This is a genomic window from Sinorhizobium meliloti (assembly GCF_017876815.1).
In the GTDB taxonomy this organism is placed as follows: Bacteria; Pseudomonadota; Alphaproteobacteria; order Rhizobiales; family Rhizobiaceae; genus Sinorhizobium; species Sinorhizobium meliloti.
In genome coordinates, this window is record NZ_JAGIOS010000003.1 from 681,824 (window position 1) to 702,298 (window position 20,475).

General features: G+C 59.9%; 22 protein-coding genes and 3 pseudogenes. 5 read left to right on the plus strand and 20 right to left on the minus strand.

Annotated elements, in window-relative coordinates; translation table 11 throughout:
* Positions 1-187 precede the first annotated feature (187 nt).
* Positions 188-364 (minus strand): annotated as a pseudogene (locus tag JOH52_RS36310) (DUF2280 domain-containing protein); the annotation flags it as partial.
* Positions 365-402: 38 nt separating this feature from the next.
* Here JOH52_RS36310 and JOH52_RS29730 point away from each other — a divergent pair.
* Entirely contained in the window at positions 403-648 is a 246-nt protein-coding gene (locus JOH52_RS29730) for a hypothetical protein (protein ID WP_013851091.1), read from the plus strand.
* Positions 649-704: 56 nt separating this feature from the next.
* Here JOH52_RS29730 and JOH52_RS29735 read toward each other — a convergent pair whose 3' ends face one another.
* Both JOH52_RS29735 and JOH52_RS36020 read right to left on the minus strand, forming a co-directional pair.
* Positions 705-905 (minus strand): putative metallopeptidase, encoded by a 201-nt coding sequence (locus tag JOH52_RS29735; RefSeq protein ID WP_010967377.1) that lies wholly within the window; start codon positions 903-905, stop codon positions 705-707.
* A gap of 209 nt (positions 906-1,114) precedes the next feature.
* A complete protein-coding gene (locus JOH52_RS36020; RefSeq protein ID WP_014531800.1) occupies positions 1,115-1,243 on the minus strand; it encodes a hypothetical protein in 129 nt (42 codons plus the stop codon).
* 71 nt (positions 1,244-1,314) lie between these two features.
* Between JOH52_RS36020 and JOH52_RS36610 the strand changes: the two genes are divergently transcribed.
* Positions 1,315-1,404 carry a hypothetical protein gene (locus JOH52_RS36610; RefSeq protein WP_080590380.1) on the plus strand — a complete coding sequence of 30 codons (90 nt, stop codon included), beginning with the start codon at positions 1,315-1,317 and terminating at the stop codon, positions 1,402-1,404.
* A 138-nt stretch (positions 1,405-1,542) separates the two neighbouring features.
* Here JOH52_RS36610 and JOH52_RS36615 read toward each other — a convergent pair.
* Positions 1,543-1,719: pseudogene (locus JOH52_RS36615) on the minus strand (GNAT family protein); the annotation flags it as partial.
* A gap of 452 nt (positions 1,720-2,171) precedes the next feature.
* Here JOH52_RS36615 and JOH52_RS36315 point away from each other — a divergent pair.
* Positions 2,172-2,264 (plus strand): annotated as a pseudogene (locus tag JOH52_RS36315) (SOS response-associated peptidase); the annotation flags it as partial.
* Positions 2,265-2,308: 44 nt separating this feature from the next.
* Here JOH52_RS36315 and JOH52_RS29755 read toward each other — a convergent pair.
* The 10 genes from JOH52_RS29755 to JOH52_RS29800 all read right to left on the minus strand — a co-directional run bounded on the left by JOH52_RS29755 (position 2,309) and on the right by JOH52_RS29800 (position 13,605).
* Positions 2,309-2,752, minus strand: a complete 444-nt coding sequence (locus JOH52_RS29755) for a VOC family protein (protein WP_017268542.1) — start codon at positions 2,750-2,752, stop codon at positions 2,309-2,311.
* A gap of 1,092 nt (positions 2,753-3,844) precedes the next feature.
* Positions 3,845-4,612 (minus strand): SDR family NAD(P)-dependent oxidoreductase, encoded by a 768-nt coding sequence (locus JOH52_RS29760; protein ID WP_014531805.1) that lies wholly within the window; start codon positions 4,610-4,612, stop codon positions 3,845-3,847.
* A 9-nt stretch (positions 4,613-4,621) separates the two neighbouring features.
* Entirely contained in the window at positions 4,622-6,331 is a 1,710-nt protein-coding gene (locus JOH52_RS29765; RefSeq protein ID WP_014531806.1) for an SMP-30/gluconolactonase/LRE family protein, read from the minus strand.
* Positions 6,310-7,290: an NAD-dependent epimerase/dehydratase family protein gene (locus tag JOH52_RS29770; RefSeq protein WP_014531807.1), complete on the minus strand. Its 981-nt coding sequence runs from the start codon at positions 7,288-7,290 to the stop codon at positions 6,310-6,312. Before JOH52_RS29770 ends, JOH52_RS29765 begins: the two co-directional genes overlap by 22 nt.
* Before the next feature lies 1 nt (position 7,291).
* Positions 7,292-8,380, minus strand: a complete 1,089-nt coding sequence (locus tag JOH52_RS29775) for an ABC transporter ATP-binding protein (protein ID WP_014528449.1) — start codon at positions 8,378-8,380, stop codon at positions 7,292-7,294.
* 1 nt (position 8,381) lies between these two features.
* Positions 8,382-9,212 carry a carbohydrate ABC transporter permease gene (locus JOH52_RS29780; RefSeq protein WP_014531808.1) on the minus strand — a complete coding sequence of 277 codons (831 nt, stop codon included), beginning with the start codon at positions 9,210-9,212 and terminating at the stop codon, positions 8,382-8,384.
* Positions 9,213-9,223: 11 nt separating this feature from the next.
* Positions 9,224-10,129, minus strand: a complete 906-nt coding sequence (locus JOH52_RS29785) for a carbohydrate ABC transporter permease (protein ID WP_017266382.1) — start codon at positions 10,127-10,129, stop codon at positions 9,224-9,226.
* A gap of 82 nt (positions 10,130-10,211) precedes the next feature.
* Entirely contained in the window at positions 10,212-11,477 is a 1,266-nt protein-coding gene (locus JOH52_RS29790; protein ID WP_014531810.1) for an ABC transporter substrate-binding protein, read from the minus strand.
* A 32-nt stretch (positions 11,478-11,509) separates the two neighbouring features.
* Positions 11,510-12,679, minus strand: coding sequence for a mandelate racemase/muconate lactonizing enzyme family protein (locus tag JOH52_RS29795; protein WP_017275288.1), 1,170 nt, complete (start codon positions 12,677-12,679; stop codon positions 11,510-11,512).
* A complete protein-coding gene (locus JOH52_RS29800) occupies positions 12,676-13,605 on the minus strand; it encodes a dihydrodipicolinate synthase family protein (protein WP_017266379.1) in 930 nt (309 codons plus the stop codon). The genes JOH52_RS29795 and JOH52_RS29800 overlap by 4 nt, the downstream gene beginning before the upstream one ends.
* Before the next feature lie 84 nt (positions 13,606-13,689).
* Here JOH52_RS29800 and JOH52_RS29805 point away from each other — a divergent pair, with 84 nt between their 5' ends.
* Together JOH52_RS29805 and JOH52_RS29810 are read left to right on the plus strand one after the other, a co-directional pair.
* Entirely contained in the window at positions 13,690-14,631 is a 942-nt protein-coding gene (locus tag JOH52_RS29805; protein WP_014531813.1) for a 2-dehydro-3-deoxygalactonokinase, read from the plus strand.
* A gap of 196 nt (positions 14,632-14,827) precedes the next feature.
* Positions 14,828-14,971, plus strand: a complete 144-nt coding sequence (locus tag JOH52_RS29810; protein WP_017266378.1) for a hypothetical protein — start codon at positions 14,828-14,830, stop codon at positions 14,969-14,971.
* A gap of 139 nt (positions 14,972-15,110) precedes the next feature.
* Here JOH52_RS29810 and JOH52_RS29815 read toward each other — a convergent pair whose 3' ends face one another.
* The 6 genes from JOH52_RS29815 to arcA all read right to left on the minus strand — a co-directional run bounded on the left by JOH52_RS29815 (position 15,111) and on the right by arcA (position 19,794).
* The gene (locus JOH52_RS29815; protein WP_234834426.1) at positions 15,111-15,500 is read right to left on the minus strand and encodes a potassium channel family protein; all 390 of its coding nucleotides are present in this window, start codon (positions 15,498-15,500) and stop codon (positions 15,111-15,113) included.
* Positions 15,392-15,676, minus strand: coding sequence for an aquaporin (locus JOH52_RS36320; RefSeq protein ID WP_324603391.1), 285 nt, complete (start codon positions 15,674-15,676; stop codon positions 15,392-15,394). The genes JOH52_RS29815 and JOH52_RS36320 overlap by 109 nt, the downstream gene beginning before the upstream one ends.
* A 191-nt stretch (positions 15,677-15,867) precedes the next feature.
* Positions 15,868-16,338 (minus strand): hypothetical protein, encoded by a 471-nt coding sequence (locus tag JOH52_RS29825; protein WP_014531816.1) that lies wholly within the window; start codon positions 16,336-16,338, stop codon positions 15,868-15,870.
* 208 nt (positions 16,339-16,546) lie between these two features.
* Positions 16,547-17,521, minus strand: coding sequence for a carbamate kinase (gene arcC, locus JOH52_RS29830; protein ID WP_014531817.1), 975 nt, complete (start codon positions 17,519-17,521; stop codon positions 16,547-16,549).
* 2 nt (positions 17,522-17,523) lie between these two features.
* Complete coding sequence (locus JOH52_RS29835; protein WP_003532235.1) at positions 17,524-18,528, minus strand: ornithine carbamoyltransferase; 1,005 nt, start codon at positions 18,526-18,528, stop codon at positions 17,524-17,526.
* A gap of 36 nt (positions 18,529-18,564) precedes the next feature.
* Entirely contained in the window at positions 18,565-19,794 is a 1,230-nt protein-coding gene (gene arcA / locus JOH52_RS29840; protein ID WP_014531818.1) for an arginine deiminase, read from the minus strand.
* Between the last annotated feature and the right edge of the window lie 681 nt (positions 19,795-20,475).

The following is a 20,475-nucleotide window of genomic DNA, read 5'->3' on the forward strand; positions in this document are numbered from 1 at the left end:
CGGATTGTCCTTCCACTCAAACCCGTCTCGCTTTCTTGCCGCTTTCGTCCATGACGAAGAAATCGCGGTCCCAGTTGATGATGCTGTTACCGGCATAGCAGCAAGGAACGGCTCGCCGCCCTCGGCCGGCGCCGTCGTCAGCACGCCATATCGGCCGAGCCAGAGCAGGTACCGCGTGATTCTGCGGTGGCGCCCGGCCCGACTCTGCCTTCTTGTTCGGCTCATGGCTCTGGACGAGCTGCCGGCTCACGTCGACCCCGAACTCCTTCTTGACTGCGGCCGCCACGACAGATGGACTATCAAAACACGCCAGGGCTTGCACAATGTAGGTTTTCACCTCATCAGAAAGCTTCGCTTTGGCCATTCGTCCGTCAAAGCCCCGTCAAAGAAGGAATCGCCTGCATGGCTAAACACCTGATCAACCTTGAAGCTCTCGGAGATTGCGAGATCCGCGGTCACGCCATACCTCAAGGCACGTATCAGGGCGTGACGATTGATCGGCCAGATGTGAAAGCTGAAGGCGGCAGGGCGCAGGCCGTATTTTTGTCCCTTACCGCTGATAAATATGTTGATGCTGATAAAGCTCTCAATGCCAGTTCTGTGAATGTTACTGACTTGATCCAACAGGGCCTCATCGTCGAGATTTGATCAGGCGACCCTGAGCTGGCATGTGCCGCAAGCGTGGGCAATAATCTTAGCCAGGGCTATCTCTGGCGGGCGGGAGCGGCATCTACGATCGCGCGGACACCAGCTGCATTTGCGCCATAGCGGCGAACAACGCCGACGAACTCTTCCACGTTATGTCCGCGAATAGTGAAGACGGGCGCGCCACATGCCCGGCAGTATTCGGCATCGAGCGTGATGATGAAATCCGGGACGAAGCCAAACCACTGCTTTACCTGCATCTCTGCTCGGGCGCGGGCCTATTTGCCATGGCGCCCTGAGGTTTTCCTCCTCGCAGTGGCCGATGATGCGGCGGCCCTTGCAGCTGTTCTCGACTACGGTCCAGAGAAAGCCGAGCTCGGCAGCCGGCCGGATGGGTGAAGAGACGTCCGATTCCCCATATTTCTGAATTGGGGCAGGAAGTGAACTTGCTCGAGGAAAAGAACAGCACCTAACGAGATGTGCTTTCCCGCACTGCCTGATGGAGCGAATAGCCCTTGGCCGCCCACTCGTTGATGAGCGCTCCCATGCCCGGCATACCCATAAAGCCGGAATCGTATTCAGTGACGCGGTAGAGCATCCATCACCTCTTGGCTAAGCCCGATGAATCCCGGATAAAAGCGCACGAGCCATCACCACTGCCCTTGCTGCATGAACCGAACGCTATCTGCTCGTGCCGAGCATGAAGTGTGTCCGGTTTGCTTCTGGAGCCTGATGGCCAAGACGAAGACGACGAGGTGAGAGGCGGACCCAATGGCCGTTGGTCACTGTCTGCTGCTCGGGCCAACTATGCGGCTTTCGGCGCGTGGCGTGCGTAACGCAGGTGATTGAAACGACATTTCCTTGCTCTTTGGCTTTGTCGCGAAGAGCATTGAAAAGAGCGGTGTGGATATGTTTCCGTCGATGCTCGGGATCCACGTAGGAGAGCGTGATATCCCAGCTCTCCCGGCCGCAGTCGTAGGTGAGGAAGCCGATTGCCTTGCCGTCTTCACCGATGGGTACCACGCAGGAATCCGTGAAATCCGGCGGAAGGTACGGCCGGGCGCGCGAACCCACTCTCTTCGAAGTAAGTCACTGTCTGCGGCACCAACTGCCACGCTGGTGAATGCCCGTAATGCTTATAGAAGCGGATGCGGTACAGGCCTCGGCGGTGGGCTGGGAAGGGATGTTCATTGACAATCCTCGAAACGAAAAGCCGCCACCGATGGTGAGGGGATGATTTGGCTGCGGCGACAGGCTTAGAAACTGTGACTCTGCCCGCTCGGTGCGCTTCTTCGAGCGGTCGCGGGACTAGTTATATGGGAGGCGGCGGACGGCTGGCTGAGCGCTACCCTCTAGCCGCCTTATACAATGCGCCACTCGCGCTGGCCATTTTGGCTGAGGCTTTGTCCAACCATGTTAACGTTATTTAATGTGAGGAAGAGCCGGCGTTGCCTTCCTCGTACTCATCTGCATCCGCCGTCAACGCAGCGCACTCCTCGAAGTTCAGCCTCAGCAGGTTGACGAAGGCCTGGGCTGATTGGCTGGATCCGACCGTTTCCGCCAAGTCGCTCATCAAACCGCTACCCGCAGGCACTTTAGCCATCGATCACGTGGGCTAGCTGGCAAACACTCGGCAGCGTCGCTCTTTACGGAAGCTCAAGCCTTACGGGAGCGGGCTCAAGTCAGTCCTCTCCGCCAAATTGCCCGGATTCCACACGATCTCCCACAGATGGCCATCGGGATCGGTGAAGTAGCCCGCATATCCCCCGTAAAACGTCTCTTGGGCGGGCTTCACGATGGCCGCGCCCGCTTCGCGTGCCTGTTCCATGACTTCATCCACCTCGCTTCGTTGCGAGACGTTGTGGCCGATCGAGAACGATGTGCTGCTGGCAGGCGCTTTCGTCAGACCGCTATCGTGAGCCAAATCGTCCTGATCCCAGATCGCAAGTTTGACACCGTTCGAAAGATCAAAGAACGCGACAGCGCCATGCTCGAATTCGCGACCCACGATCCCTGGGGTGTGCAGTCCCAGTCCATCACGATAGAAAGCGAGAGACCGTTCAAGATCTGCGACGCCAAGCGTCAGCACAGAAATGCGGGGCTTCACGAGCAATTCTCCCGTAAAATAGTGGCTTGGCACATCCAGTTTCGCGCTGTCTTTGCGTCGACACAACATTGCCGCAGAAGCGCCGACCGTGAGCGGGCCTGTTATCACTGAGAGTTGTTTTTTCTTGGGCCTTGACGCTCCTCCGCCGAGTGTGAGCATCGCCAAGGCGAAATGAACACCCAACGCTCCGATGACCGCCATCAAAGCATCCACATGACCGCATTCTAGCATCACGCCGTTCGGCAGTGACGCGCTCACCGTGGTTGGAGAGGAAAAGGCACAGCTCTTTTCGAGGGCCGACCCACGCACCCCATCGCAAGTCCCCGCCAAATCCGCCGCAGCCATGCTGATCTGTCGCAGCAGGGCCCGATCGGAAGTGCTTTTAAACTGAACTGGGATAATCGCCGGTGATGAGGACGGGGCGAGAGGCTGGCTCTGCGCGCTTCTTTATCCGCTTGCACAGAAGGTTCGCGTTGACCCGATGTTCGAGCGCAAGTCTCGCTACCGATGCGAATGGCTCAAGGCAGGCCGCGACGAGGCGGTTCTTCGATGCGGGGTCGTATCGACATCGCCCGTGCCGACCTACAAGCCCTATCGGCAGTTGCTGATAATCGTCTTCCAACATCTCGACGCATTGGCCGTCCGTGGCGATGACATATGACCATCCGCCGACCCTCTCATGCATGAAGGAGAGAGGCGACTCTTCAGTCCAGCCATGATTTCGGACCCTGAAGGTTATCCTTCCCGGACGTGGAGCCTGCGCATCGGCGCGCCCCACAATTCCAGCAATCCTCTTCATCCAGGAGGCTGAACGTATGGCATCGGCATCGATCCGGAACCGGTCTTCTCCAGAGATCACTTCAACCGAACGGCTACGAAGTTCATTGGAGCGCGGCTCCTGTGTTCCGGCGGTAACTCGATGTGTCCTGTAGGAGAGCGACAGGATTTGGACATCCATGTCGCAGAATGCCGTATTCCAGCGATCGAACCGCAAGTCGTGTCAGGTGTTTCCATGTCTACCGAAATTCGTGCCATGTTCCACCAGCGAAATTCACGCGCTACCCGCATGACACAATCGAATACGACGACCCTCTAGAAGCCACCCGACAACACGACGGCCTCGCCGGTCATGAAGCTACACGCATCCGAGGCGAGAAAGAGCGCAGCGCCCACCATTTCGTCGGGCCTGCCTGCGCGGCCCATCCAGTTGAGCGTCCGGACGTAGTTCGACCATGCCTCAGGATCGCCGTCGCGGCGGGCAGCGTTTCGGTCCGTGTCGATGAGTCCCGGCGCAAGTGTGTTGAGTAACACGCCGCGGGAGGCATAATCGCGAGCGAGGCTTTGGATCAGGTTATGCTGGGCTGCCTTGGTCGCCGCATAAATGGAGACGATCGATTTCGGCCGCAACTGGTTGATGCTGCCAATGTTGACGACGCGGCCCCAGCCGCGTTCCGCCATAGCGGGCAACGCCGCCTGCAGCATCTCGACTGTAGAGCGAAGGTTGACATCGATCTGGGTGGCGAAATCCTCCGGTGTCACATCGTGGAGCGCCCCGTTGATTTGCGCCGATGCGTTGATGACCAAAATATCCAGGGGACCTGCCGCGCCTTCAGCCGCCGCAATCAAGTCGCGGCCGGCACTGGGCGGCGAAAGCTCGCGATGGATCGAGACCGCGTCACCGCCGGCCGCGCGTATCGCCTTTTCGATCTCGGCCGTAGCGCCGGGCCTCTGTCCGTGCAGGACAACACGCGCGCCATACGCTGCATAGGCTTGTGCGATCGAGGCCCCGATGCCGCGGCTCGAGCCGGTCACCAGAGCTGTTCTGCCCTTCAGCGAAAATATGTCCTTATACGTGTTCACAACTGTCCCTCAGACGCCGAAGAGCGAGGTGGGCAGGCCGCGCTCACCGGGATTGCAGGCAAAAATGCCGCCGGAGAGCGGTGCTTCCGTCAGCGTTGAGGCCGGGAGACGGGTGCGCGCACTGGTGATGAACAAAGTCGCAAGCTCGTCCCCGCCGAAGGCAACGCTGGTGGGGCGCGGCACTGGCAGTTCGACGGCTCGATCCAGCCGGCCATCTGGGCGATAGCGGTTCACGCGCCATCCGTCCCAGATCGCACACCAGACCCCGCCATCGGCATCGACAGCAAGACCGTCCGGGCGCCCTTCCGCCTCGGGCACCGTAACGAAGACACGGCGGTTGGCGATGCTCCCCTCGCGTGCATCGAAGTCGTAGGCATAGATGATGCCCGGCACCGTATCGACGAAGTAAAAGGTCGAACTGTCCGGACTCCAGGCCAGCCCGTTGGCGACCGTGAACCCGCTCCCGGCGCGGGTTACTTCGCCGGCACTCGTAAGGCGATAAAGGCTGCCGGTCGGGCGGCTCACGTCGAGCCGCATCGATCCCACCCAAAGGCGGCCGCTCGGATCGACTTTGGCGTCATTCAGGCGGTTTTCCGGCAACCCGGGTTCCGGCTCGGCGAAGGGGTTGAAGTCGCCGCGGTCGAAATCGAAGTGCTCGACGCCATCCTGGGAGGCGACGATCAGTCCCTCATTCCGCGTCGGAAGGACAGCACTGACGAGTTTGGCGACGTTACAGCTCTCGTTCTTACCAGTGACGGGGTCGAAGCGGTGCACAGCCGGATGCAGGATGTCCACCCAATAGAGCCGCTTCTCCCTTTCGACCCAAACTGGCGCTTCTCCGAGCTGAGCGCCCCAGGGCAAGACGCATTGCACGTCGCTGAAGCCCCCCGAGCGCGTGCGGGGGCGTGGTCCAGAGCTGATCGCAACCGCCCCGACCGTGCCAGTGATCCGTCGCGCCGCCGCCATCAACTCGCGCCCAGCCGGATGGATGGCGGAACTGTCGAGGCGGGAAGCCGGCCCAAGCACGACGAGTGCGCCGAGTGGCACTCCATCGCGCCCGGCGATCGGAGCAGCGACGGAATTGACCCCGGCCAGATGCTCCTCGTAGGAAACGGCGTAGCCGCGGGCACGTGTCAGAACGAGATCGGCCTCCAGCGCCTGCGAATCCGTGATGGTGTTTGGCGTAAATCGATCATATGTGATCTGCCCCGCCAGCGACCGGGCGAAAGACGGCTCCTGAAACGCAAGCAGGACCTTGCCGGCCGCAGTGCAATGAACCGGCACGCGCCGGCCGACCTCGATCAACACGCCCAAGCCACCGCTTGACCGCTCTTCCAGATAGACCACGCGCTGACCGTCCAGCCGGCAAAGCGCAACCGTCTCTCCGAGCTCGCTCGCAAGGCGATCGAGTTCGGGGATGGCGGCGCTGACGAGGTCGAATTTGTCCCACACCCGATGTGAGAGCTCGACAAAACGGTGGCCGAGCAGATAGGCCCCCGTGGTCTCGTCCTGGCGGATCAGCCGGAAGACCATCAGCGTCTTGAGCATGCGCGCAAGCGTTGGCTTCGGCACACCACTCATTTTCTGCAGATCGGCGAAGCGCAGCGGTTTCGGCGCCTCAGCTATGAGGTCGAGGAGAGCAAGCCCCTTGGCGAGCGCTGCCGCCCCCGCCGGCGCACCGCGATCCTCCAGCCCGCCTAAGCCTGCCTTATCGTCCATTCCGCTACCGCCTCGTCCAGCATTCGCATGATCGGCCAGTCAGGCTCGAAACCGAGTGTCTCGCGAATGCGCTGATTGGATGTGTGATACCAAACACCGGCGCCAGGCAGATCCACCGTCAAAAGCGGCAACCCGGTCATTTGCGCCATTACGGGCAGGATCTGGGCGAAGTCAACAGGTTCGGAAGCCCCCAGATTGAAGATACCACGGGCTGCCTTTTGGTGCGTAAGTGCAAGAAGCACGCCTTGGGCCATGTCGCGGGTGTCGGTAATATGCATTCGGAACGGCCGCCCCTCTTCATTGCGGGTCAGCACCAGCGCGGGCCGACCGGGGTCGGCCGCACGCAGAAGGTCGGCCGCAGCCTTATTGCCAAAGTTTTCCTGCTGCTCGATTTTGGGTCGAAGAAAGAAGCGCGGTCCGGAGAAGAAGCTTTCGGGGTCGAGCAGCTCACTTGCGTTCTGCGTGTGCGAGAAGCGCAGGATTACCGTCTCCATCGACGATACGCGCCCCTGGAACGTCACCAGTTCCTCGCCGAGAAGCTTGGTCAGGCCGTATGGCGACAGCGGCTTCTTCGGATGGTCTTCGGTAATCGGTTGAAACTCCGGTTTGTTTTCCGGGTAGACCTCGCCGGAACTCGCGAAGACGAAGCGCCCGACCTTAGCCGCGGCCGCGGCCTCGAGCACGATGCGCGTCCCCTCGACATTTGCCCGAAAGAGTTTGTCGCGATCGCTTGCCAGCCAGGACATGAAAGCGCCGAGATGAAGCACCGCGTCGGTGCCTTCGCAAGCGCGTATTGCCGCTTCCCGATCGTCGAAGGCCCCGATGACTTCGTCGAAGCCGCCGTCCTCGATACCGGCCGAGCGAAGGTCGAAGCCCCGGACTTGATGGCCGCCGGCAATCAGCCGCCGGACGAGAAAGGCGCCGACCCTTCCGGCAGAGCCCGTTACAAGCACTTTCATGTCAGTTTACTGCCTTTTCTGTCTTTGCGTCGAAGAGGTGGACCTCTGAGGCATTGAACGAGAGCACAAGCTCTTCGCCCTCGCGGATGGGGCCTGCGTGTGCGATACGGGCGATTAGACCCTTGCCGCGCTCCTCGTCGCGCGCATCCGCTCTGTAGGCGTGCTCGCCAGGTTCGAAGTAGACGTACTTTTCCGAGCCGAGGCTTTCCACCAAAGTCGGCTTTACGGTGAATGTGACGTCACCTGGACCGAGCGCGAGGTGTTCGGGCCGGATGCCGACGATGATCTCTCCCGCGCCGACGCCGACAGCCGCATTGAAGGTCTGGCCGAAGAGCGTCAGCTTGCCGGCTTCGATCCTGGCGCGCAGGAAGTTCATGCCCGGCGAGCCGATGAACCCGGCGACAAAGAGGTTCTCCGGCTTGGCGAACAAAGTATCAGGGTCGGCGATCTGCTGGATGGCGCCGTCACGCATGATGACGACACGATCGGCCATGGTCATCGCCTCGATCTGATCGTGCGTGACATAGACCGTCGTGACGCCGATGCGCTTGTGAAGCGCGCTGATCTCGGCGCGCGTATGGACGCGCAGCTTGGCGTCGAGGTTGGAAAGCGGCTCGTCCATAAGGAAGGCGCGCGGCTCGCGCACGATAGCGCGGCCGAGTGCGACGCGCTGGCGTTGTCCGCCCGAAAGCGCCTTCGGTCGCCGGTCCAGCAGATGGTCGACTGCGAGGATCTTGGCCGCCGCGCGAACCCGCCTGTCGATCTCTGCCTTGGGCATCCCACGCATCTTGAGCCCGAAGCCCATATTCTGACCCACCGTCAGATGCGGGTAGAGAGCATAGTTCTGGAAAACCATCGCGATGTCGCGGTCGCCCGGGGCAAGGTCCGTCACGTCCCTGTCGCCGATCATGATCTTGCCGCCGCTTGCAGGCTCCAGCCCGGCAAGAATTTTCAACATCGTTGACTTGCCGCAACCCGAAGGACCGACCAGTACGACGAACTCACCATCCGCGATCTCCAGCGAGAACTCCTTGAGCACGTTGAGCGCTCCGTAGTCCTTGTAGACGTTTTGAATGCTTATTCCGGCCATTTCACTTCTCCGCGCCGGCAGTCAGGCCGCCGACCAAATAGCGTTCGAGGAACAGGTAGATGAGGATGATCGGCAGCGCGATGAACACGGCCGCCGCCGAGATCTCGTTCCAGTCGGTGACGTACTCGCCCTTCATCGTGGTGATGCCGAGATTGGCCGTCCAACTGCCCTGGGCATTGGTCAGGAAGGTGCGAGCATAGGCATAGTCCGCCCAGGAGAGGACGAAGGCATAAAGCGCCGTTGCAGCTAGACCAGGCGTCGCTACCGGAAGCACGACCCGGAACAGGGCGCCAAGCGGAGAGCAGCCATCGACCATCGCCGCCTGCTCCAACTCGCGCGGGATCGTGTCGAAGTAGCCCTTCAACATCCAGGTGGTGAAGGGGATGATCAGCGTCGCATGGGCGAGGACAAGCGACCACAGGCTCCCGATCAGCCCCATCGAGCGGAAGATGCCGAAAAGCGGAATGACAAGCAGCGTTGCCGGCAACATCTTCGCTGTGAGAATGAAGAGGCCGAGCGATCGCCCGCCCTTCACGCTGAAGCGCGACAGGCTGTAGCCTGCGAAGACCGAAACAACCATCGACAGGGCTACAGAACCGAGCGCCGCGAGCGTCGAGTTCCACAGCCATAGGAAGATCGGCCGCTCGGTACCCACTTTGGCGAAGGTGCTCCACTGCGGTTCGGCCGGCCAGAAGGACGGCGGCAACTGGCGGATTTCCGCGAGCGTCGACAGCGCCGTGACGAACAGCCAATAGATAGGAAAGAGAAGGACACCGCAGACGACGGCAAGGCCGACGTAGAGCGAGAGCGTTTGAAGGGTGGTGCGCTGCATCGCTCGACCTCCTAATACATTGCCTGGGACTTGCGGCCGAGCATCAACAGGCTGGCGACGACGCACAGCACGAGGGTTACGATGCCGATTGCGGAGGCGTAACCCATGTTGAAGAAGCCGAAAGCCTGATCGTAGGTCATGATCGAGAGCGTTTGCGTCGCCTTGAGCGGCCCGCCGTCGGTCAGCACTTTGATGATTGAAAGATCCCGGAAGACCCAAAGGACAACGAGCACCGACGTCACGCCGAGAACAGGCATGAGCACGGGAATGGTGATGTACCAGAAGCGCTGGAACGCGTTCGCGCCATCGACCTTGGCGGCGTTGTAGAAATCTTCCGGAATGGACTGCAAACCGGCAAGCGTCATGATGGAGACGAAGGGGTAACCCTTCCAGATCATCGTTATCGCCACCACCCAGAATGCGGCGGTGGGTTCGGAGAACCAGTTGATCATCTGGCTCGTAATGCCGAGCTTGATGAAGAGCCAGTTCATCAAGCCGAAGGAAGAATCGAAGATCCAAGCGAAAATGACGACGGCGATGACTTCGGGAACGGCCCAGGGCAGAGCCACGAAGAGACGCGCCAGCGTCCGCCCCTTGAAACGGTTATTGACCAGCAAGGCCGTTCCCAGACCGACGGCGAAACAGGCTGCACTGACAACCACGACCAACTTGATCGTCACCCAGCACGAGTTCCAGAAATCCGGCGAGGCGAATAGCTTGTGGTAGTTTTCCAGTGTGAACGGCTTGCGCGGTGCGCTGAGCGTCGCCATGCCGATCTTCTGGAAAGACAAGTCGAGGGACACGAACAGCGGATAGACGATGATCAGGGCGACCAGCGCGACGGCCGGCAGCAACAACAGATAGCCCAGCCAATGCTGCCGGCTCGGCCGTGCCAGATCGAGGAAGCGTAGGCTCATGATTGCCTCTTGTTTCTTGCGGGGACCAGACGCCACATAAGGGGCGCCCGGTTTTCCTTTATGTGCCGAGGGCGGCAAGCGCCTATTGAAGCGCCTCGGCCTTCTCATGCATTGTCTTGGCGACCGCAGCAGGATCGAGATCTTCGATTATCATCCTCTGCGCCTCCTCCTGGATCATTTTCGAGAACTCGTTGAACTGGATCTCGAGGCCGATGGGAATGCGGTCGATCTTGTGGTCTGCCGCTGCCTTCTGCGACTGCGCCATCAGGTCGAAATGCGGAATCTGCGCCTTGGCTTCGGTGAGATCGGCGCGCGGGCTCGGCGGCGTCGAAGCGGCAAGGGTTGCGAAGCTGGTCTGGAATTTGTCGGAAGTCGCAATTGCGATGAAATCCCAGACAAGCTGCTTCTTCTCTTCGGAAATCTCGCTCGGCATGGCGAGAATGTTGGAGGAGCCGCCGAGCGGCGGATCGAAGGGAACGCTGGCGAGCTTCAGCTTATCCTTCGCCGCTCCCTGCTGCATGATGGAATAAATCCAGGGACCGTCGACCTTCAGCGCGATCTTCCCATCGGCAAAGAGCTTGCGGACTTCGCCGGCCGATAGATCGCGCGGCGTCAGGTTTTCCTTGACCACCGTCTTCCAGCGCGTCAGCCCCTCAACCATCTCAGGGGTGTCTATGGTCACCTCGCCTTCTGCATTGGTGAAGCGCGCGCCGGCGTCGAAAAGGTAACTCGCCATCTCGGCTATGTACTGGCCACCGCCACCCTTGGTTTCGTGGCCGGTTCCGAACTGATCGACAATGCCATCACCGTTCAGGTCCTTGGTCGTCGCTCGAGCCGCGGCAAGGAATTCCTCATAATTCGTAGGTACGTCGACGCCCGCCTGCTTCAACATCTCCTCGTTGTAGCCGAAGATCGTGCCGTAATAGAGCATCATGATGCAGACGGTCGTATCCTGGAACTTGCAGATGTCCTGCCCGCTCCAGCCGTCGAGCTCGAGCCCCGCCTTCTCGACCCAGGGACCGAGATCTTCAAGCCAGCCATTATTGGCGAAGGTCTGGAACTCGAACGAGGCCAGGTGGACGATATCCGGCGGCGTGCCGCCAGCAAACAGTGTCGTCATCGTGTCGGAGTAGGCGCTGCGCTCGACCTTGGTCCACTCGATCGTATTGCCTGGATGCTTCGCCTCCCACTCTTTGATCACCGAACCCCACCAGTCGCCGATGCCCTTCTCATCCTTCTGCCATGACACGAATTTGAGCACTTCCGCGCTTGCGGGCACCGCCGAGGCGGTGCAGGCAAACATTGCGGTCACCGTTGCCGCGACGGCGTATTTTCCGATGGTCTTCATTTTCTCCTCCACTCCTCCGAGAGAATATTCTTTCAATGCTTCTTGAGCAGCCCTTGAGCCTCCTTGGACGGCTCGACGCCGAGACCCGGGCCGGTCGGCACGACGTACTCGCCGTTCAGGCAATCCATATCGCCGACGAGAAGCCGCCGGTTGGGTTCAAAGATCGAATGCTGGAACTCGTGGCAGTCGACATTCGCCAGCGCCGCACTCGCCTGCAGACTCGCAGCAAGGAAAATGCCGACCCCGATCGTTGCGTGAGGGATGACTTTGATGTGGTGGACATGGGCATATGCGCCGATGCGCATGAATTGGGTGATCCCCTTATGACCCATTTCAGGCTGCACGATCGCGAGCGCACGGCGAGCGACGCGCGGCACCATATCGTGGACGGTTCGCCATTCCTCGCCGACCGCTATGGCCGTCGAGACACTCGCGGCGACCCGGGCCAAGCCGTCGATATCTTCGGTGCGCACCGGCGCTTCGGCGAACCACAGTCCGTGCGGTTCCATCGCCTTGATGAGCGCGACTGCCTCGCTTGCGGTATGGGCCCAATGCATGTCGCAGGCGATGCGCACGGCCGGACCCAGACTTTCGCGCAGGATTTCCATCTCTTTCGCGACGCCGTCGTCGGCGACCGGCGATGCGAATTTGAAAGACGAAAATCCCTTTGCCTGCCAGGCCGCGGCGAGTTCTGCGCGTTTGGCGCGCGTATCCTCCGGCAGCCCGGAGATATATGCCGCGATACGATCGCGCCGCTGTCCGCCGAGAAGCTTGCAGACAGGCAGTCCCGCGAGTTTGCCGGCCAGATCCCACAGGGCGATGTCGATCGCAGCGAGCGCATCGACGTAAAAGCCGCCGGTGTAGCCGCGCACCCGCATGAGGTCGTACAGATCGTCATGGATCGCCGCCGCATCGAAGGGGTCGCGGCCAATCGTGAAATCCGCAAGGAGATCATCGATGATCTCCATCGTGGCGCGTGGGGCAACCAGCCCGTAGGTCTCGCCCCATCCGACGGCACCATTCTCGGTTTCGATGCGCACGAGCACGCTGCGATCGAATGTCGGATAGACGGTCCGGTTGCCCTTGCGCACTAGATAGCCGCGCCCGTTCGGCTCCTCCCCCGGCCGCGGTTTGCCGAGATAAGGCGTTTCGCGCGGCAGCGTCAGAGTGAAGCTTTCGATCTTTTTGACGCGATCGCTCATTTTGTCCGCCTCCATTTGTCCGCCCCGACGGAGCCGAGGCCACACTCCTGGAAGCATTGTTCGATGTCCCGCACGGCCAAAGCATCGAGATCCGGTGTCGGCGCGCGTACAATGGGGTTGTCGAGAACCCCGCGCAAGCCGAGCACATGTTTTGTCAAGCGCATACGGTAAACCGCCTGCAACACCAACAGAGGTAGAGACTTGACGTAAAGCGCCCGCGCTTCGCTTCCACGACCGTCACGGTAACTGCGGTCGAGTGCGGCATGCAGATCGGCGATCTCCAGTGCCGGCATCGCCGCACATGCGCCTCGATCGTACTCGTCCAGAATGTAGCGGGCTCCTCCGCCGCCGATGACGCCAAGCATATGCTCCGGTGCGTTCGCCAGGATGGCCGTAATCGCCGGCCCCGCGGGCAGCGTCTCCTCCTTGACGTAGCGAACGGCTGCAACCCGACGGACGACTTCGAGGACTGCCTCGGGAGCGAGATCCGAACCACGCGGCGCCGGGGCGTTTTGAAGGATGATTTCCACCTCAGGCAGTTGCGCGGCCGCGGCCGCGAGAAAAGCCGTCACCGCACCGGCGCCGGCACCGATCGATTTCGGCGGCTGGATCATCAGCCGCGTGATCCCGAGCCCGAGCGCCTGTCGACCATACGCGACGACTTCGTCCACCGTCGGCGCGCTGGCGCCGGCCACGATTGGTACGCGGTCCCCCACCTCGGTCGCGACCACCTTGAGAAGGGCTTGACGCTCCTCCCCCGTTAACGCCTCCACCTCGCTTGCAAAGCCCGGGAAGACCACACCCGCTACGCCGGCATCCAAAGCGAAACGAACGATGCGGCGCATGGCATCAAGGTCGACACCCGTTTCGGTGAAAGGGGTCGGGAGAACCGGGAGAATTCCTGTCAGCCGCATGAAATGATCCATATTGTGAGACGTGTTTTCTATATTGTGGACCATACGCGGACATGGTAGGTCGTGTCAATCATCGAACTTCGAAGGAGATCGACCTTGTCCAACTCTGCTTTCAAACCCGTCACGGTCGTGCTCGATTGGGGCACCACAGGCTTTCGGGCTTTCCTGGTGAGATCGGACGGCTCGCTCGTCGATCAAAAGGAAGGCGAACGGGGCATTCAGTCGATCGCGAAGGGGGAGCATGGGCGCGTCGTCAGCGAGGCGCTTGCATCCTGGCGCGCCGAGTATGGGCCCCTCGATATCGTGGCGGCAGGGATGATTGGAAGCCGAAACGGATGGATCGAGATGCCCTATGTGCCGACCCCGGCAACGCCAGCGGATCTGGCCGCAGCGGCCCGCACCGAGGGCCTGCCGGAAGGGGACAGGATCACCTTCCTGCCTGGCTTGACTGATCCCACCGGGTTCCCATTTCCGGACGTCATGCGCGGAGAGGAGGCGCAGCTTGTCGGCTTCGGCCTGGACAAGGACATAATCGTCGTCCTTCCCGGAACTCACGCCAAATGGGCCGAGATCCGCGGCGGCCACATCGAGCGGTTCCGCACCTTCGTCACCGGTGAGATATACGCGACGCTGGCCGACCATTCCTTCCTGTCGAAAGTCGCCACCGCCGAGCGAGATCACGCCGCTCAGGCCTTCGCGGAAGGCGTTGCGCTCGCGCAGGAAGAGAGCACCCGGGCCGGCGGCTTGTTGACCCGGCTCTTTACCGTCAGGACCGGCTGGCTTGCGGGCGCCATTGCGCCGGATGAAATGAAAAGCCGCCTTTCCGGTCTCATCATCGGGTGGGAATTCGTGGAGGCTCGGACCGGTGGCTGGTTCAAGGAGGGTGACACGATCGCGGTCGTCGGCGACGACGATCTTGTCGAGGTCTATGGGAGGGTGGCAGTAGCCTTCGGCGTGAAACTCGCGCCAGCGCCTGCCGACGCGGCGATCCGCGGCGCGCTAACGATCTGGCGGCGGCATCGCCTCGCCGCGAAATAAAGGAGCATCTCCCGATTGATCCCGGCCAATGGGAATCAAGGACACCGCGACCAGCTCTTCGCCCAGATCGCGTCCTACCCGGTGTTTGCCGGCCACGATCGTCGAGCCCGAGGTTGAATAGTGGCCCCCTTTCCGTTGCCCTCGAAAAGAAATACGGCGATCTCCGAGGTTCAGGCTCGGGAGATTTGCGGGCGACATGGCGCTCCTCTATGACGCCCGTGGTGGCATCTACCTTTGGGGCCCGCTCCTGCGGAAGATGGAACGTCTCCTTCGCAATGATGTCTTTCGCCATCGCTTAACTGGCGAGCGGGCCGAGTGCCGAACTGTCAATCGCCTCTGAACCCGTCCGCCGCCGGGGGTCGTGCAGCCCTTGATTGGCAGCACACTGAACAATGAATGCAATCATGGGCAGGATGACGATGAGCAGCAGCCACCGGCGTGAGTGCACAGGCGTTCGCCACTCACGGCCGTGGCCCTGCCTAGTCGTTCCCGCGAAAATGCAGACGCTGGATCACGGCCATCATCAGTGCCGTTGCCCATCCGAAGATGATCCAGCCATTGACGGCCTCGAAAGTTGCAACCTGGCGCCAGTCTCTGCCGAGAACGATGTCGCCATAGCCCACCGTCGTGAATGTGACGGTCGAGAAGTAGAGCGCGTCTTCAAAGTCAGGCAGCGCTTGCGAGAGATAATAGAAAGTGGCCCAGAGCACGACATCAAGTGCGATCGGAACGATCAGGTAGACTACCCAGATGACGGTCGTCACGGTCGGGTAACGAAGCAGAAAATCTCGGCGATCTTCTTCCAGCCTGCGAAAAACACCAAGTCCGGCGGACATGAAGGACGCCTGAACGGCGACGGTTGCCGCAATAAGACCACACGCGATAGCCAGCCGAAATAACACCCATGCCTCCACACCGTTGGCCATTGCTTCAAACGCGAGAGATAGCATGGCGCCACGCGGGCGACCCGAACTCGGCCGGTCACGGCAAGCCCCAGCGACACGGCAGGATTGAAATGCCCGCCGGAAATTTGCGATTGAGTCACGCTTTCTGCCGGCGCGTCCAGGAGGCGCTCCAGCAAGATACGTTCTGAGCGGCGAATCAGGAGACGATGCGCCAATCCATAGGCTTGGACTAGGCCTAACAATTCGTGCTCAACTCCGGAGAACTTACCGGTCTCGACAAGAGGTCTGTCGTCCAAAGGCGTCGCCTAACTCGGGTCTGCGGGCTTCATTCCTAAGCGTCATCAGGAGCCCAGTTCAGGAAGAAGCCCACGTCACCTGGCATTCCACCGGGAAAGTTGACAATCATAGCTTTCAGCTTGTAGCCCTGAGGCTTGCCGAATTTTTGATATCGTTCATAGAATTCCTTCGCCTTGCCCTGGAGGGTCTGCGGCCAATCGCGGTCGGCGCTGTTTATTGCGCGGCCACTATCGGTGCAAAGATTCGAAGGGAAGCTGTAAACCATCGCCTCGAACTTTCCGTCTCGTACGGCGTTCGCCACGAGGCGGCGCACGACCGCGACCTCCTCTGGCGTCACGTGCTCCTCGAGAAATACGCCGGCAAAGTCAGTCAGCTTTTGCTCCTGTACCGCTTTGAACTGTCGTTCCTTCTCCATTTCCTCCATCTGTCGTTGAAGGAGTTGCATACGGAGGTCCTTGGCGCTCGCAGGTGCGGCATCCAAGTCGATATGTTGTTTTTCAGCCATTTCCTTGCTCCACTTTCAAAGGGTGGCAAGCCGCATCTCGCCATATCTGTGTGGCCTTCGCCCTGGGGACGCCATTTGGGAATTCGTCGTGCGCAGTTGCACCTTTTCTCGCAAGCGCACGGTTTTGAATATCGGAGGTTCCAGTCACCTTCATCCGTCACCTCGAAGGCAATCACGATTTCGTACCCGCCGACGGTGCGCAGACAATCTAGACTGGACGGGAGGCCGGACCTGGATTTGGAACCTCAACGTGCCACGTGATGTCAGAAAACGACGAGCTTATGATGGTGCCCCGCTCAGCACGCACCATCGCTGGAATGTCAGCCAATGCACCTATCGCGGCATCGTGGCCCGTTGCATTGACAAAATGACAGGCGGCCTCGACCTTCGGTCCCATAGACCCGGCAGGAAACGAGAACTCGCCTAGCCGCTGGGGATTCGTCTTGAAGATTGCCTTCCGTTCCGGGGTTCCCCATCCGGTAAATACAGCTTCTGCGTCGGTCGCCAATATGAGCAGGTCTGCTTCAATATCCCGGGCAAGAAGGGCCGAGCAGAGATCCTTGTCGATAACCGCTTCCACGCCAATCAGTGTCCGTTCCTTTCCCCGCTCATACATTGTCGGAATTCCGCCACCGCCGGCACAGATGACAACAGCACCTTTGTCGAGAAGCCATTGGATAGGGCGAAGCTCGAAGATACGCCTGGGAATCGGCGACGCTACCACGCGACGCCATTTATTCCCGTCCTGCTTGAATACCCATCCTTTTTGCTGATGAAGCTCTCCCGCCTCGCTTGCGTCGTAAACTGGGCCAACAAACTTGGTGGGATTCTGAAATCCGGGGTCGTTGCCGTCGACCTCAACCATCGTGAGGATTGTTGCCAGCGGCACCTCGAAAGGAAGGACGTTTCCAAGTTCCTGCTCCAGCATGTAGCCGATCATGCCCTCGGTTTCGGCTCCAAGTATATCGAGCGGATAGGCCTCCTCGGGCTTGTATGCCGATCCCTGCAGGGCTAATAGCCCGACCTGCGGTCCATTGCCGTGAGTAACCACTATCTGATGCTCGGCGGCGATCGGCGCTATAGCCTCGGCCGCTATCTTGATGTTCTGACGTTGTACTTCGGCGGTCATCGGCTCCCCTCGTTTCAGGAGGGCATTGCCACCTAAGGCGATCACGACGCGCATAGTCAGTCTCCCAGGGTTGCAACCAGCAGTGCCTTGATCGTATGCATGCGATTCTCGGCCTGTTCGAATGCTATGTTGGCTTGCGACTCGAACACTTCGTCAGTGACCTCAAGACCGTCCGACATGCCGTAGTCATCGGAAATCTGCTTTCCGATAGTGGTCTCGGTATCGTGGTAGGCCGGGAGGCAATGCATGAACTTAGTTTGCGGGTTGCCACTTGCGGCCATCAACTCGGCATTGACCTGATAGGGCGTAAGCAACTGAATGCGTTCTTTCCAGACCTCTTTCGGCTCACCCATCGAAACCCAGACGTCCGTGTGAATGAAGTCAACTCCCTCCACTGCTTCCCTCGGATTGTCCGTGATCATGAGGCGCGCGCCAGACTGAGCCTTAAGTCCTTTCGCGATAGTCTGATATTCTTCTGACGGCCACAGAGATCGAGGACCGCATATGCGCACATCCATCCCCATTAAACAGCCGACAATGAGCAGAGAATGACCCATGTTAGAACGGGTGTCGCCGATATAGGCGTATTTGATTTCGCTGATCGGCTTGTCGCTATGCTCGCGCATAGTCATAACGTCGGCGATCATCTGCGTGGGATGATACTCGTCGGTGAGGCCATTGTAGACCGGCACACCCGCATATTTCGCGAGAGTCTCTACACCGGCTTGTGAGGCGCCGCGGTATTCGATGGCGTCGTACATGCGGCCTAGTACGCGGGCGGTGTCCTTGAAAGACTCCTTGTGCCCGATCTGCGAGCCGGCAGGGTCAAGATAGGTAACATTAGCGCCTTGATCCGAACAGGCAACTTCGAATGCGCATCTTGTACGCGTTGATGTCTTTTCGAAGATCAGGCAGATTTCCTTGCCTTTCAAGTGTTCTTGTTCGGTCCGCGCATATTTCGCGCGCTTCAGATCGCGGGCGAGATCTACGAGGTAACGAAACTCCCGCGGTGTGTAGTCCTGCACGGTCAGAAGCGATCGATTTCGGAGATTAAAACTCATGGTGTTGCTCCAATTGCTGAAATTCCGTTTGCAAAGTCAGTCAGCCGGCTCTCGCCAGATCGGACAGGTCATGCAATGACCGCCGCCGCGTCCTCGGCCCAATTCGGCGCCGCGGATCGTGATGACCTCGATACCTGCCTTGCGCAGCAGGGTGTTGGTATACGTGTTCCGATCGTAGGCAACGACAACGCCCGGTTCGAGGGCAACGACATTGTTTCCGTCGTCCCATTGTTCGCGCTCAGCCTCATAGGCGTTTCCACCGGTGGCGATGGTTCGAAGCTTGTCGATGCCCAATGCTTCGCTGACAACTTCGAGCATGGGTCGGTCTTCCTGCAGCACCTCGAAGTTTCCCTGGTCGTCGAGCGGGAAAAGGCTGTAACAACGGATCTGATCTACAACGTCGGCGAAGAGCGTCACCACGTCGCGATCGCAGAATGTGAATACCGTGTCGAGGTGCATCGCCGCCCGGCTCTTCGGCATCAGGCAACCGATGACGCGAGTAGCGGCGCCGGCCTTGAACAACGCCTTGGCAACCTGGCCCACCGCCTGGTAGGTGGTCCGCTCACCCATTCCCACCAGCAGGATACCGTTGCCGATGGGCATGACGTCGCCGCCTTCCATCGTGGCATTGGCAAACTGCTCGTCGGAGTCGCCCCACCAAATGTCGAAGGCCGCGCCCTTGAAGGATGGATGAAACTTGTAGACCGCCCTTTGAATCAGGGTTTCCGCGCGCCGTGCCGGCCAGAACATTGGGTTGCACGTTACTCCGTTATAGATCCAGCAGGACGGATCGCGCTGAAACAATGTGTTGGGTATCGGAGGGACGACGAACTCGGTGGAGTGGAAGGCAGATGCCATGAGAGCCTTGCCCTGTCCTTCGGGAAGGTCTGCAATAGAGATCCCACCGATTAGGAAGGCAGCCAGCCGCCTGGAGTCCATTTCCTCCATCCAAGGACGCATAAGCTCGGCGATCTGGGATCCCATGACGTTCGGGGCGACCCGGCGATCAAGCACGAACTTGCGCGCTTCGGCATCCATGAGGGTGTCGGTTAGAAGGTCGTGCAACTCAAGGACCTCCACACCTCGTTCCTGCATTTTCAGAACGAAATCGTAATGGTCCTTCTGCGCCTCCTGCACCCAGACGACATCGTCGAAAAGCAAGTCGTGACAATTACCCGGCGTCAGTCGTTGATGAGCCAAGGAAGGTCTGCAGACCATCACCGTTCTAAGCTTACCGACTTCCGAATAGACACCGACAGTACGCATTGGCATCTCCTTCCGCGACACTCAGACTCGCCTGCGTTGGTCGAAATTCGGCGAAAGTCGGACTGGACGGTCATCCCGGCGCTTGGGGAAGAGCATTTTGGCCAGAGCCAAACAGTTCTGCAGCCTGTGGATGCCCCCTCAGTATTCGCTGCGGATAGAATAGCTCTTTGCGCAAGCGCCGGCATTGATCAGGAACAATTCTCCCGAAAATGTAACTTCGCCGTGCGATCAACTGCTCGCATGCACATTCGCGCCAAAGCAGCCCCAACATTACGGCGGTTTTTTTGTCGTTCTTGACCACGATCAACGACTTGTCGTTCGAGACTAACTAAAAATGGGTTTGCGCCAATTGCAGCGAAGGAATCAGAAAATGAGCACGATTCCAATCATCCGGGCGATGATGGTAGCCTTCTGTTTATTCCTGGGCGCCGCCGTGCCAGCGGCTGCAGACGAGTATTATGAAGGCATCGACATCAACCAACGCCAAATCGACGGAAAAAGACAGCCCATTAATACTTACCTACTGAAGCGTAGGGCCGCCGCCCAGAAACCGCCTCCATCAACTACGGGCTCCGTGCCAAAGCCGGCCCCAGCAGCGCGCGCACCGACAGCCACCGTTCGCCCGTAACCTGGTGCAGATTGCAGAGAGCCCGCCACCGCGGATCAGGTCTGACGCTGCAA

Coding starts and splice junctions, on each gene's coding strand:
- JOH52_RS29730 (WP_013851091.1), top strand. CDS start 403: ATGGCTAAACACCTGATCAACCTTGAAGCTCTCGGAGATTGCGAGATC.
- JOH52_RS29735 (WP_010967377.1), bottom strand. CDS start 905: ATGCAGGTAAAGCAGTGGTTTGGCTTCGTCCCGGATTTCATCATCACG.
- JOH52_RS36020 (WP_014531800.1), bottom strand. CDS start 1,243: ATGCTCTACCGCGTCACTGAATACGATTCCGGCTTTATGGGTATGCCG.
- JOH52_RS36610 (WP_080590380.1), top strand. CDS start 1,315: ATGAACCGAACGCTATCTGCTCGTGCCGAGCATGAAGTGTGTCCGGTT.
- JOH52_RS29765 (WP_014531806.1), bottom strand. CDS start 6,331: ATGGACGATAAGGCAGGCTTAGGCGGGCTGGAGGATCGCGGTGCGCCG.
- JOH52_RS29770 (WP_014531807.1), bottom strand. CDS start 7,290: ATGAAAGTGCTTGTAACGGGCTCTGCCGGAAGGGTCGGCGCCTTTCTC.
- JOH52_RS29775 (WP_014528449.1), bottom strand. CDS start 8,380: ATGGCCGGAATAAGCATTCAAAACGTCTACAAGGACTACGGAGCGCTC.
- JOH52_RS29780 (WP_014531808.1), bottom strand. CDS start 9,212: ATGCAGCGCACCACCCTTCAAACGCTCTCGCTCTACGTCGGCCTTGCC.
- JOH52_RS29785 (WP_017266382.1), bottom strand. CDS start 10,129: ATGAGCCTACGCTTCCTCGATCTGGCACGGCCGAGCCGGCAGCATTGG.
- JOH52_RS29790 (WP_014531810.1), bottom strand. CDS start 11,477: ATGAAGACCATCGGAAAATACGCCGTCGCGGCAACGGTGACCGCAATG.
- JOH52_RS29795 (WP_017275288.1), bottom strand. CDS start 12,679: ATGAGCGATCGCGTCAAAAAGATCGAAAGCTTCACTCTGACGCTGCCG.
- JOH52_RS29800 (WP_017266379.1), bottom strand. CDS start 13,605: ATGGATCATTTCATGCGGCTGACAGGAATTCTCCCGGTTCTCCCGACC.
- JOH52_RS29810 (WP_017266378.1), top strand. CDS start 14,828: ATGGCGCTCCTCTATGACGCCCGTGGTGGCATCTACCTTTGGGGCCCG.
- JOH52_RS29825 (WP_014531816.1), bottom strand. CDS start 16,338: ATGGCTGAAAAACAACATATCGACTTGGATGCCGCACCTGCGAGCGCC.
- arcC (WP_014531817.1), bottom strand. CDS start 17,521: ATGCGCGTCGTGATCGCCTTAGGTGGCAATGCCCTCCTGAAACGAGGG.
- JOH52_RS29835 (WP_003532235.1), bottom strand. CDS start 18,528: ATGAGTTTTAATCTCCGAAATCGATCGCTTCTGACCGTGCAGGACTAC.
- arcA (WP_014531818.1), bottom strand. CDS start 19,794: ATGCGTACTGTCGGTGTCTATTCGGAAGTCGGTAAGCTTAGAACGGTG.